Here is a 13,753-nt window from a genome sequence, read left to right on the forward strand (position 1 = left end):
GGTATAAATGCTTCGAATATTTTTTAGAAAGGCTTTTGATATAAGAGATGGGGAACTCCGCATCTCTTTTTTTATGCAGTTATATATCTTTCTGCTAATCACTGTCTTGCTTATGGTAAAACCAACCATAAACGCATTATTTTTATCTAACTTAGGAGCAGAACAGTTACCATATGGTTATATCCTTGTTGCAGCTATTGCTGTGGTAACAATGTTCTTTTATAATAAGGCAGTAAAGCGATTTTCACTACGAGTCATTACAATTAGTACACTTGTTTTATTTAGCATTAGTTTTTTAGTGCTAAGTTTTATAATGCATACTGGCATTTTAAATAATTGGGTACTTTATTTCTATTATTTAAGTGTCTCTTTATTCGCTGTTTTGGTGACATCCCAATTTTGGATTATCGCAAATATGGTTTATAATGCCAGAGAAGCAAAACGATTGTTCGGATTTATTGGAGCAGGGGCGATCGCGGGAGGAATTTTTGGAGGATATCTAACTACTTTAATTGCATCCTCGTTTGGAAATAGAATTGTTATTTTAATTGCAGGAATTATTATTTTATTATGTATTCCTATTCTACAAATTGTATGGAAACTGCGCATTAGGAAGCTAAACTCTTATATTAGGATTCAGAGAAAAACGAGAGATCAGTCATCAGATGTAGCTCCATTTCGATTAATAATTCAATCGAAACATCTTACCTATTTAGCAGCCATTGTTGGAGTGGGGGTGGTTATGGCGAAACTTGTAGATTTTCAATTTAGTGATTTTGCCAATCGCGCCATTCCCGATAGTGACGAGTTAGCTTCATTCTTTGGTTTTTGGTTCTCTACATTTAATGTGGTGGCACTTGCCATACAATTGTTCTTAACCAACCGCTTAATGGCTTGGTTGGGAGTTACTACCAATTTATTAATATTACCACTTTGTATTGCTATTGGTTGTTTACTCTTTCTAACCTTTCCAGAGTTATGGGTCCTTATTATAATTAAGGGAGTTGATGGAAGTTTTAAACAGTCGGTAAATAAAGCTGGAATCGAATTATCTATCCTTCCCATTCCTTATCATATAAAAAATGAAGCAAAATCGTATATCGATGTGGTCGTGGATAGTGTTGCGACAGGTCTAGCCGGATTAATGTTAATCTTTTTAATTCGAAAGTTGGATCTTAGTTCTTCTTATATAACCGTGATAATTTTACTTTTTCTATTTATTTGGGTTCTGCTTATTTATAAATTAAGAGAAGCGTATTTTGAATCTTTTAGAAAAAACATTCAAAATTCATTAGCCTCAAATAGCGTGGTCACTAAAAAGCTTTCTTCTGAAAGAACTGTAAAGTCTACTATAGAAATATTAAAAAGTGGAGATGAAGTAGAGATATTAACTTTATTAGATCGACTGAAGGATTTCAGGTTAAACACCTTAGAATCGCATATTGTTGGATTGTTATCTCATCCTTCAAATACTGTGAAAATTGCAGCTATTCAGCAACTTTATCTTTATAAGAAAGGAACAGCGATTTTTAAAATAAGGGAGCTTATTAATGAAGAGGATGATACTTTGGTATATGTCGCCATGGAATACCTTCTACAGCATACCGATTTAAATGATTACAAAATTTACGAATCTTTTTTAAATAGCCCCAGCGACTATATATCGAATGCTGCGTTGTTATGTCTGGCAAAAGAGTCTACAAATAATAAGAAATTAGGACTTAAATATGGACTTAATTCAAGAATAGAAAAAAAGATTAGAGAATTTAACTCTCACGAAAGTGAAACAAGAAGTGAAGAAGTCGCGGAGCTGCTAATTGCCATTGCACATACAGGTGAAGAGAAATACTATTCTTACATTTCTGCACACTTTAATAATATTGATCCTTTTGTAGTAAAGCATGCTATTAAAGCTGCGGGAATTACTTCAAAAGAAAGTTTTATTGCACCATTACTAGATTTTTTAGCAGAAAAATATTTTAGAAAAACTGCAACGAAAGCACTTCGTAGTTATGGGGTTCAAATTACACGAACCATTCTCAAACTCGATCTTGCTGAAAATATAAAAGAGCCAGTTAGGGAGCACATTCCTAGGGTTATAGAGTCGTTTGGAACTAAAGATTCTGTACGGGTGTTAATGCGTTTATTGCGTAGTAAAGATTTTATAATTCGTTCTGAAGCAGCAAAATCTCTTTCTTTGATTAAGGAAAAGAATTCTAACTTACCAGTAGATCAACGCCAGCTAACCCGAATTCTATTAAAAGAAACCAATTATTATAAAAATTCTTTAAGTGCCATTGCAACCATAAAGAAAGCGGAGAATGAAAGTTCTTTACATCCCCTTGAAGACACCGATATAGAAACAGAACTGCAAATTGCCCGTGAAAATATATTACAGATTCTTAATTATCAACTTGATCAAAGTTTAGAGTGTATCTTTAAGTTATTGAGTTTAAAATATGATCAGGCAGATATCGATGTGGCATATTTCGGACTTAAAAGCGATGTAAAAGAAACCAAAATTAATGCTGTAGAGTTTCTCGATAATGTACTAAAGTCTCGATTAAAAAATAACATGCTTCCTTTAATAGAATATCATATTATTGAAACCAACGAATATGGAGTTTCACCGTTAGAGCTTTCAGAAATGTCTGAAACGAAATGTATGCTTCTATTATTAAAAAATCGTGGTGTAAATACAAAACTCGCAGTTATCAACCTTATCCTTCAGAAAAAGGATAGAACGTTTACAAAACAACTACGAGTATTATCCAAACATAAAAATAAGAAAGTACGTCGCAGTGCAATGCATACGTTACAATCATTAAAACGAGAAGCGATTATTCTTCAGTAATAATTTTATCGATTTCACTTGCTAGGTACATATGAGCTCCGGCTGAGTTTTTACTTAATACATTCGTCATTAAACAAACGATATATTTTTTCCCACCTGGGTGTTCTACTGTAATTACCGAGTTCATATAATTAAATCTATTACCTGCATATTCACCACAGGGCGTTGATTTTGATTTGTCACAGCTATAAAAGCTTCCCGATTTAAAGTATACGCGAGCACTATCTAATCGAGGTGATCTTGCATATCTAATGCGACGGTCTGTACTGTATAGTAAGCGTTTCATTTCTAAGCTTGAAGCAGAATCTACTACTTTTCCTTGTTCTAATTGTACCATATACTTCATTAACCCTTTTGGAGTACCAATACTTCCACCCATTCTTCCAACATATTTGCTGGGACCATTTGTAAATACGCCACCAAGACGCCAATCATCTTCTGTAATTCCAATTTCTCGAAGTGGATCGTTTACAACTTTATTTGCTAATAAAGTGAGTGTATCTCGAGGAGTATCTTTAAAATAGGTCTCAGCCTCTTCATTACTCAGTCTAGAATAATCTAATCCAAAGGCAGCCATGAGCATTGCTTCACGATATACAACACTTGCAGCACCATTGTTACTAACCGATACCATATGGTCTAACCATTCGAATAGAGTAAATTCGTCGCTAGCAACAACCTGGCGTTTAACCAACGATTTTTTTTCTGAATTATATACCGGAATTGTGTGGTGATCTCCCGTACCCCAAATGCCTGAGCGTACTCGTTTGTTGCACAACAAAGCAATTCGTGCCTCAAATTCGTCGGGGTATATTTTGGCAAGTTCCGCAAATAATGCATTAAGTACGGCTATTTTACCAACACTTCCCGGTTGGTATCCTACATTTTCACGGTACGCTGCATATTTTAAATTTTCAGGATCGGTCATGTCTAATACAGTTGCCGAGTAACCACTTCCAGGAAATAAACGATTCATTTTTTTTGAAAAAGCGTCATTCTCTTTAAGTAAAGTATCTATATTTTTTGAAGCTATATCTGGAAGGTTCAATTTAATATCTTCCATTTTTCCAAAAGCACCCGCTGGAATACGTGTATATTTTTCACCTTTGTCCAATGTGTTCTTAATATCTAAAAGACGTTCAATACGCGTTCGTTCATACCCATCGATAGGGTAGAAGCCGAATGAAAGCACAATTCCGAAGACAATAGCAATAGCAATTAAATTTTTCATGTTTTATAATTTTGTAGTAAGATCAATCTTTTGAGTATAATCGATGACAGGAGTTATCGATTGAAGGTATTCTGAGCTTTTAGCTCGTTTGTTTTCAACGAAAGGTCGAATTTGAAAAAGCCAAAGTTTATCATTTTCAAAACCAAGTTCCACGTCCCAAGCTCCTTTGTAATCAGATCCAGTCTCGTTGGGAATCGTAGTGCGAATTTGCTCAGCAATCTCTCGAATGGTTTGAATGTTCGTTTGATTAAGAATAGGGTTTTGGAACGTTGTCGTGTTTTTTGTAGTTCCTCCTGTTTTTGGAAGTCTAAGAAAACCCTCTTCTCGAGCTGGAGCCAATAACATGTCTGTGCTTTCAGTAATAAGTCGGGTTTCTGCAGATTGCCCGTCTACTGCGCCACCGGCACCACGACTAAAAGCTACGGTGAGATCTTCGTCGTTTCCAGAATTAATCCCTTTTGTAATAAGTACGCCAGAATATTCTACATCTACACTAGGAATAATAAGAATAGACGGATATACATTTTCGGGGTTTAATAAATATTTTTGTCGCCATTTAAAACTTCTTTCGGTATAGGGAGATGCCCAAACTTTTTTAATTCCCTCGGTTATATTTTCTTCGGAAAGTATATTAAACAATGTCAAGTTGAGTCCGGCACCAGTAAATTCTTTAAGGTCCTCCATGTTCGTATCGCTTCTAAGAAATACGGGTACATTACCAATAGAATTCCCAAAAGCGTTCTGAAAGTTTTGTTTTAGATCTGTAACGAACTCATTAGACAACTCCATACCTTCGATAGCATTACGAAGTGTTGTTAACCGTTCTAACTGAAAGGTTTCTACTTCTTTTTCATCGATATCTGCACGACGTTGAATTTCAGCTTCAGAAAAGGTATTATTTAAAAACGTCCAGTAACTCATATTTTGACCAGGCATTTCTTGATCCATGTGTTCTCTAAATATTCCGAAGGGAATCACAATTCCGTCGACAACATTTTTTGGAAACATCGATTTTAGTTGTCCTAAATTAGCTGCTTTTGGACCACATAGTTTACCACTATCGGAAGCATTAACATTTCCCATATTTAAAACTTCGCAAACGTCTAACCGAATCTGTCCGACTGGTATTTCTATTTTTTCTGAAGAACGTTCTTGTTTTTTAAAAAGTTCTTCTTCAGCATTTGTCATGTCTTTCTCTTTTTTAAGAATAACATTTCCTTTTTCTGAAACGGCATAAAATACTTTTTCACCGTCGAACTTTGAAAGAGCTTTTAAGTTATCACCCGATAATGCTGCATTTGGAATTCCTAGATTTCGCGCTAATAGCTGTACGTGGGATACTAGATTTCCTTCTGAAACTGTCATAATTCCCGCCACCGGTTTAAGGTCGGAGGGAGGTTTCTGAAAAATATATATTTTATCGGTGTCGATTTCTACATTTTCAGGAGAGCCTTCAATAATCACAAGTTCTCCGAAGGCATATCCCGGATTAAGTCCTCGAATGCTACTCTGATTAGATATGTTAAGAGCATTATTTTCAATGTTAGAGGTTGCAGCGATAATACTTCCCAATCTACTTACAGATTCGCCTAAGTCTAGTGCTACAGAAGATCTAATTCTGTCGTCTATGAATGCGTAAGTTAATGGTTCAAACTCGGTATAGATAGCTACGTCATCTTCGTAGGTTGCTTTTACCATTGCAGCACTCCATTCTACAACACCTCGAGCGGTTTTTAAGAATTGGTTAAGATCTGCGAGCGTGAGATCCTCTTGGGTTAAATGTAATTCGAGTTGTGGCTTTATTTTTTCCCATTCCCATAGTTCGATTAGTCCAGTCCCTGCTGCTGCAAGGCTTAAATGTCTAATTTTTTCCATAAGCCCCATTAGGTCCTCAGGTTGCCATTCTTGAGTTTTTTTTAGCAATACATCTTCAAAAGAATTTGAGAGATCTAATAAGAGCAGACGATCATTCCCATTGGTGTCATCTGTTATTTCGGTTCTAATAACGCATAATATATCTGCTAAATCGGGAACATTATGTTCTGGTGCAGCTGTATCGTCGTAAGCTTCTAGAAATTGTAAAAGTCGGGCTTTGGTTTTATTATTATTAGAAATTTTTAGTACTTGGTCTTTAATAGAAGTGACATTTAAAGGAGCATAAACCTCGGCCATTGTTTGCTGCAATTCTGTAAGGTCTTCTTGTACTTTTTTTGGGAGTTTTTCTTTGTGTTTTTTCTCGAATTCTTGAACCATTACAATATCCTCTATTGTAGGATTACCATGAATTTTTATTCTAGCATCCATAAATTTAGGAAATGCATCTGCTATGGTTTTTGACTGAGCACGCATGAGCTGTGCTAAATTTGTATCTCCGTCATGTGGAATGTCTCTTAAAGATTGCCTAAGAAAGAAAAATTGATTGGTAGTACGGGAGTCTCTCGGAAGGAACTTTTGATAAAATTCAACACCCCACTTTTGTTCGTCTTCAATTTGAATCGCACCACGGTAAAACTGTGATTTTCTTTGTATCCATCCGTTATCGACACTTTCCAAATATCGATTAAGTTGATATTGTTTAATTCGACTATGATTATTAGCCTCATCCCAAAATTCTGTTCGGTCTGTACTGGCAAGAATTTCACCAAAAAATAGGTGGTGTTTTCTAGCTAATAATTTTGTGTCATCCCGATAGCTTGCGTGTTGTACAGCATCGTCTTTATCTTCTGGACATGGGTCTCGTGCATCGCGTACTTCTCCATCTTTACAAAACCAATTAATACTTTTGTAAGGACCTCGTGGCTCTTCTTTATACTGTTCAATTTGTTTTTTAATTGCATTAATTGGTAGTTCTTGTGCAATTAACCGCAAAGGAAATAGTGTTAAACTTCCAAATATTATAATAGGGATGATACGTTGTAAATACATTAGTAGTAATGATGTTATAGGTGTCACTAAATGTAACTTATTCTCTGTAAATAGAGGACTGTTTGAAATAAAAATTGAACTCAAATGAGACGTCATTATCTTTATTCAACAAAATTTAAATAAAAGGAATAAAAAAACCGTCTTAATTTTCATTAAGACGGTTTTCTTGGCTAACTCAAATAAGTTTTAATACGAATAAGAGTTTGTATTAATTACTAGTTATTATCCCAGAATAATTTACTTTTAATAGTATCTCCATCACTTAAACCTGAAACAGCAGCTTGTCTGTTAGCAGCATTAAGGTTCTGTAAGAATACTGGATAAGTAATTCTAAAAGGAAGGTCTGTAGCATTTAATAATGCATTAAATGTATAGCTTGTAATTCCCGCTGGCTGTTGGTTTGGTGGAAGAGGGAAAGTTTCTCCTGGCAATAATAAAATATCATCGTTAGGGAAACCAGTTCTTCTGTACTCAGCCCAAGCTTCGTGTCCTTGCATATAAAGAGCAACATACTTTTGTGTTAGTACGTTTTCTTGGTTAGCACCAGGAAGAGACCCTACGAAAGCATCGATGTCAGCAGAAGCCACACCCCATTTTTGCATAGAAGCTCTTACTCCATTTTCGTATTCTGATTGACTAAATCCGTTGTTCTCAGATAAAAGGAAGGCAACTTCCGCATATTCCATTAATACTTCTTGGTATGTTGGAGTTATGATCTTTGAACTAGGATATGAATACGTACTATTAGGAATCTGATTTAAGAATTGACATGCGTAAGGCACTCCTTCATAATCATCGAAATTTGTACTTGCTTCGTAAGTATCATTTTTAACTTGATTGATACTTGCACTAATAGGTGCTGCCATTTCAAATAATCTAGGATCTGGAGAGAAGTTTCCTGTTTCTCCTTGTAATAAATCTACGAATGGTGCAGCTACAGCGAAATCTGTTCTACTGATATATGCAACCCACCAAGGTGACCCATTTAAATCATTGTCTTCATAGAAGTGAGCAGCATTATCGTCGTTAGAAGTCATTACACCATCACTAATTGCAGCATTAATTGCAGCAGTATTACCACTACGAGTAGCAATACGTAATATTAATGAGTTAGCGAATTTCTTCCATTTCGTAGCATCACCATTAAAGATGTTATCACCACTTGTGAAAACTGGAGCGCTTTCAACAATCATGTCTGCTGATTCACGTAACTCTTTTAAGATGTCAGTGTAAATCGCTTCTTGTGTTGCGAAAACAGGTGATAAAAATTCACTTGCATTAAGTGCTTGAAACTCAGCGTTTTCAGGTGAACCGTAAGAGTAGTAAGGTACATCTCCATACGTGTCTGTTAAACGGTGAAATAAGTACGCTAGCATAATTCTACAAGCAGCAATTTGGTTATTGTTATTTCCGACAGCCGATGCATCACCTGCTGTAGTTTCATCTGCATTAATTTCGATGATAGACTTTAAATCGGTTCCAACAAGATAAGACACTGTATAAATGTTCTCTGCTGTAGCTTCTCTAAATGCATATCGATCTTCGTCTCCGTATGCAGTTTGTCCCCAATATTCTACCCAGTCTAAAGACATACGTCCATTGTTAAATGAACTACGCATATTGTCCATATACTGCTTTGTTGCAGAATTGAAAACGGTATTTGTAGGAACCACCTCTGGCTCGTTCGGGTTAGTGTTAATATCTTCAATTCCGTCGCTGCATGACATAAAGCAGGATGCAATTGCAAACATTAAACTAGCAATTATTATGTTCTTTTTCATTATTTTAAAATTTTAATTCTACATTAAATCCTATTGTTCTAGTTGAAGGTAATGATCCACCTTCAGCTCCTTGAATATTTCCACTACCAGAACTAGCAACTTCAGGATCGAAATCGTCATTGTCAAGACCCCAAACAGCTAAGTTACGACCAAAAGCATTAATTCTAACTGAATCTAATTGATCATTGAACCATTTAGCAGGAAGAGTATAACCTAATGTAACTTCACGAAGTTTTACATAACTAGCGTCAAATACGTTAAAGGCGTCAATACCACCGAAACCATATGTTTGAAAGTGAGATTGTGCAGAAACAACCTGTGTGTTAGCTTGTGTATTTTCAACTGTATATGTTCCGTCGTCGTTAAAAGTAACATCTGCAGTCACACCGTCTAATACGATACCTTCTTCACGAATATTTCCAGCTGCTGTAGCTTCTAAAATACCTGAAGAGTGTCCCCAGAAGTTAGTAAGTGAACGGTAAGCTCCACCTTTTTGAATATCTACAAGTACTCCTAAATTAATTCCTTTGTAAGAGAATGTATTTCGGATACCCATGTTGTAATCTGGAGTTACTGTTCCAAGATCTTCCTGTTCTACAGTAGAAAGGTATGTTCCTGTGGCAGCATCAACAACTCTATTTCCATTGTCATCAAATACAAAGTTTGTTCCTCTAATTACTCCGTAAGGTTCTCCAACTACTGCGTTTAATGATACTCCGTTAAAAGTATAGTTAGCAATGTTTAATGAAGATACTCCTGGAAGTAAGCTAAGAAGCTCATTCTCATTCTTTGCAAAGTTCCAAGTGATGTCCCAGTTAAAGTCTTCCGTTTGAATTGGAGTAATATTAACAAGAGCCTCGATACCTTTGTTAGATAAACTTCCTGCATTTGCGAAAGTTGCATTAAATCCTGATGAAGGATCTACATCTACTGGAGTAATAAGATCTTCAGTAAGTTCATCATAATACGTTACATCAAAACTGAATCTTCTTTTAAAGAAAGACATTTCCAAACCTATTTCATAAGTTCTTTTGTTTTCAGGTTGAAGAAATTGGTTTTTGTTTGTATTTGGATTACTGAATCGAATTACACCATTAAAAGAAGTATTTGCTCCGAAAGAGTTAATTAAGTTGTAAGGTCCTAAATCATTACCAACCTCAGCATAACCTCCACGTAATTTACCAAATGATAACCAGTCTGCATCAATTAAAGATGAGAATACAAAACTTAAGTTAGCAGAAGGATAAAAGAAGCTGTTGTTTTCTTCAGGTAAAGCTGAAGACCAGTCATTTCTAGCAGTAACACCTAAGTATACAAAGTTGTTAAAACCAAATGATGCAGAACCAAATACACTGTTTACTCGTTTCTTAGAATCGAATTCAGTAACAGTAGCGTCATTCACAGAGTTTCCTAAGTTGTAAATTCCTGGCACTACTAATCCACCTTGTGTAGTTGCAGCTAGAATATGAGTTTCATCATTTCTTCTATTGGTTCCCACGAAAGCATTTAAACTAAATTTATCATCTAAGAACGTATCATCATAGTGTAAACGAGCTTCGTAGTTAATCTCTTGAACTTGTCGAGCGTTTTCAGTATGTTGAGATTGTTGTGTAGATATTTCACTAATAACAATATTGTTATTAATACGTAAGTTATAAGTATCTGCGTAAATCTTTCCAGTTGCATATAACTTATCACTAATATCATACTTTAAACCAACATTACCAAACCAACGAGTTCTCTTGTCTGTTGCAATGTTTCTATTAACAATCCAGTAGGGGTTGTCAGTATATCTTGCACGTGGATCATCGAAAGCATCTCTGTTCCATGTTCTTTGCGTACCATCAGGTAATACGAAATTCTTCAATCGGTCGTAATCTAATGATGTTTGACCAAATTGGTAAAATTGAAGTATTACACTGTTAGAACCGTATCCAGTTTCTGGTCTGTTAAAACCGTCAGTAATGGTAAAGTTTACACCAGCATCAATTTTAATACGATCTGTAATTTGAGAACTTCCTTGGAAGTTAACCGTGTTTTTATCTAACTCTGAGTTAGGTACAATACCTTGAATCTGTGTATTGTTTACAGATAAACGCATTTGAGAATCTTCAGTACCTTGTGTGAAAGCAATACCGTTATTCAATGCTATACCAGTATTAAAGAATGTAGAAGCGTCATTTTCAGGATATTTCCATTCTCTTGGAGTTAAGAAATCTTCTGGAAATTCTGGATCGAAAGCATCCCAGTGAAGTACTTGTTGTCCTGCATAACGAGGTCCCCAAGATTCATCAGTACCATAATCAACAATGTTGTAATCTGTACCGCCAATGTTTGCAGTAGCAAAATCAACCTGTCCAATAGTACCAGGGTCACCACCTCCACCACCATACTTCTTCTGTACAGAAGGAAGAATGTTGATTGTTTCAAAAGATACACCAGAATTTACGGTTACTTGACCTTTTCCTTTTTTACCTTTTTTAGTAGTAATTAAAATAACACCATTAATACCACGGTTACCATACAGCGCTGCTGCAGATCCACCTTTAAGTACGTTTACACTTTCGATATCATCTGGGTTAATGTCAAAACTTGAATCACCATAATCACGACCACCACTTCCTACTTGAGTAGTAGTGCTGTTTACGTTATCGTTTCGAATTGGGATACCATCAACAACAATTAAAGGACGGTTGTCTTGAGTTACCGAACTCGCACCTCTAATAAGGATACGTGTAGACCCACCGAGGTTACTTGAATTGTTAGTTACTTGAACACCCGCAACTTTTCCAGAAAGTGAGCTAATAGCATTTTGTGGACGAGTAACATTTAATTCTTCACTGTCAACTTGCTGAGTTGCATAACCAAGAGATTTTTTCTCTCTAGAAACACCAAGTGCAGTAATTACAACTTCATTAAGTGCTTCTCCTTCTTCCAAGGTGATGTCCATAACATTGCTTGCACCAACTACTGCTTCTTGTGAAGAATAGCCAATATAGCTATATGCTAAAGTTTCACCTACAGATGCAGTGATACTATAATTACCATCAAAGTCTGTCTGAGTTCCATTACTGGTTCCTTTAACGATGATGTTTACTCCAAGTAACGGTATTCCAGAGTTATCTGTTACCGTTCCTGTGATTGCCTTTTCCTGCGCAAATGCCGTTTGAACTAAAGTCAAACACAACACTACAAGCAGAAGTTTAAGTTTTTGTCTCATAAATATTATTTTTGTTAAGTTTTACAAATCTATTCAAATAAATGAGTTAATTAAAAGTTTTAGCAGATTCTATTTGTTAACATTATGTTAAAATAAACGCAACATGTTAATTGCTATTTTAATAAATTACTGTTAATTTTATTTGAAAGTATTGAAGTATTTCAAAAGTAAATAATTAACTTCACAATACTGGCATGAGTTGACAAAAAATATTCCTTAGTTTATCGTTTGTTCTGATTGAAAGCGTATAATTTCCATGTTTTAACATTATAGGGTCTAATTAACGTTTCTATTAGTTTTTAATTAAGGTAAACTGGAGTGTTTATATTACATGATTTTAAATCAATATATAATGAATAAAATTTTAGGAATTAGCTCCAGAATTAATCACCCCGAGTATGGTAAAGGAGTAATTACAAATGTTACCGCAACAATGTATTGGGTAACTTTTATAGAAAACGGACTTGAAACTATCGAAATAGATTCTGATTTTGAAATTATCGAAGCTGCAGAGGACGATGTAGATACTGTGAGTTTCTATGAAGTTGAAAAGAGTCTTCGGGAAATTTTAAAAAGATGGAGTGATGTTAGTGAAATTGTTCCTATCGCAGAGAAATATAGAGGCGGTACTCTTACGCTTCAGCCGAAAGATGTTTCATTGTCTTCTAAAGAAATTCCCATAAATACATTTTTTCATAAAATTGTGATGTTGCGCGACCGGCTTCGGGTAATGGAACAAAAAATAAATAGCAACAAAAAATTAGAAGATCAAGATAAAATAGAGCTTCAACAATATATTACTCGTTGTTACGGAAGCCTTACTACCTTTAATGTGTTGTTTAAAAACAATTCTCAAAATTTTAAGGGGGATTCTAGTAAATAATATCTTTAAAATCTATACCTTATTATTTAGCACCAAATATTTTTTTAAAAATGGAAGAATTACAATCACCATCGCAACCATTAGCAGTCTCTTTACTTACAGATGAAAAAAGAGTTGCGTTTTACCGTAAAACGTATACACATCTGGCATTGGCAGTATTGCTTTTTATTTTGGTTGAAACGATGTTCTTTCAAATTCCTTGGGTTTTGGAGTTTGCACTTTCACTTACCGATGGTTGGTTGTGGTTGCTCATGCTAGGAGGATTTATGTTAATTACAAATTACGCTGAGAAAATGGCACTTCAAAGCCACGATACAAATAAGCAGTATCTAGCATTGCTCCTATACGTAGTTGCTGAAGCATTTATATTTATTCCGTTAATCTTTATGGCGATGATCATGGCCGAAGATGGTGGATTAGAGATTCTTAATCAAGCTGCTATTTTAACTCTTTCGCTATTTTCAGGATTATCAGCTGTAGTTTTATTAACCAAGAAAGATTTTTCATTTTTAAAATCAATACTTGCAATTGGTTTTTTCATTGCCTTGGGACTTATTGTTGCAGGAGTTCTATTTGGTTTTAATTTAGGATTGTGGTTTAGCGTGGGAATGGTCATTCTTGCATCCGGATCCATTCTGTATCAAACCTCGAATATGGTACATAAATACAGCGAAGATCAATACGTAGCAGCTTCATTAGGATTGTTTGCGTCACTCATGTTATTGTTCTGGTATATTTTAAGTATACTTTCCCGAGATTAATATGATCTAGAGCATACTAAATAACAGGCTAATTCGTTATTGTTCAGCGCATAAAGATTGTTCTAAAATTATTGCTATCTTAACAATCCCAAATACTG

At 35.2% G+C, this 13,753-nt stretch carries 7 protein-coding genes; 3 read left to right on the forward strand and 4 right to left on the reverse strand.

Features of this window, described 5'->3' with window-relative positions; genetic code table 11:
• Positions 1-7 precede the first annotated feature (7 nt).
• Complete coding sequence (locus ULVI_RS13610; protein WP_068593346.1) at positions 8-2,854, forward strand: Npt1/Npt2 family nucleotide transporter; 2,847 nt, start codon at positions 8-10, stop codon at positions 2,852-2,854.
• Here ULVI_RS13610 and ULVI_RS13615 read toward each other — a convergent pair.
• The 4 genes from ULVI_RS13615 to ULVI_RS13630 all read right to left on the reverse strand — a co-directional run bounded on the left by ULVI_RS13615 (position 2,841) and on the right by ULVI_RS13630 (position 12,011).
• Positions 2,841-4,085: a serine hydrolase gene (locus ULVI_RS13615; protein ID WP_068593347.1), complete on the reverse strand. Its 1,245-nt coding sequence runs from the start codon at positions 4,083-4,085 to the stop codon at positions 2,841-2,843. The two genes, ULVI_RS13610 and ULVI_RS13615, sit on opposite strands and share 14 nt — an antisense overlap.
• 3 nt (positions 4,086-4,088) lie before the next feature.
• The gene (locus ULVI_RS13620) at positions 4,089-7,094 is read right to left on the reverse strand and encodes a PEP/pyruvate-binding domain-containing protein (RefSeq protein ID WP_317039844.1); all 3,006 of its coding nucleotides are present in this window, start codon (positions 7,092-7,094) and stop codon (positions 4,089-4,091) included.
• Between the two features lie 131 nt (positions 7,095-7,225).
• Positions 7,226-8,791, reverse strand: a complete 1,566-nt coding sequence (locus tag ULVI_RS13625; protein WP_068593349.1) for a SusD/RagB family nutrient-binding outer membrane lipoprotein — start codon at positions 8,789-8,791, stop codon at positions 7,226-7,228.
• Positions 8,792-8,795: 4 nt separating this feature from the next.
• On the reverse strand, positions 8,796-12,011 hold the full coding sequence (locus tag ULVI_RS13630) for a SusC/RagA family TonB-linked outer membrane protein (protein ID WP_068593350.1): 3,216 nt from the start codon (positions 12,009-12,011) through the stop codon (positions 8,796-8,798).
• Positions 12,012-12,363: 352 nt separating this feature from the next.
• Here ULVI_RS13630 and ULVI_RS13635 point away from each other — a divergent pair, with 352 nt between their 5' ends.
• Both ULVI_RS13635 and ULVI_RS13640 read left to right on the forward strand, forming a co-directional pair.
• On the forward strand, positions 12,364-12,894 hold the full coding sequence (locus ULVI_RS13635; RefSeq protein ID WP_068593351.1) for a hypothetical protein: 531 nt from the start codon (positions 12,364-12,366) through the stop codon (positions 12,892-12,894).
• A 50-nt stretch (positions 12,895-12,944) separates the two neighbouring features.
• Entirely contained in the window at positions 12,945-13,655 is a 711-nt protein-coding gene (locus ULVI_RS13640; protein ID WP_068593352.1) for a Bax inhibitor-1/YccA family protein, read from the forward strand.
• The last annotated feature ends 98 nt before the right edge of the window (positions 13,656-13,753 follow it).

The organism is Cochleicola gelatinilyticus, assembly GCF_001637325.1.
Lineage (GTDB): Bacteria > Bacteroidota > Bacteroidia > Flavobacteriales > Flavobacteriaceae > Cochleicola > Cochleicola gelatinilyticus.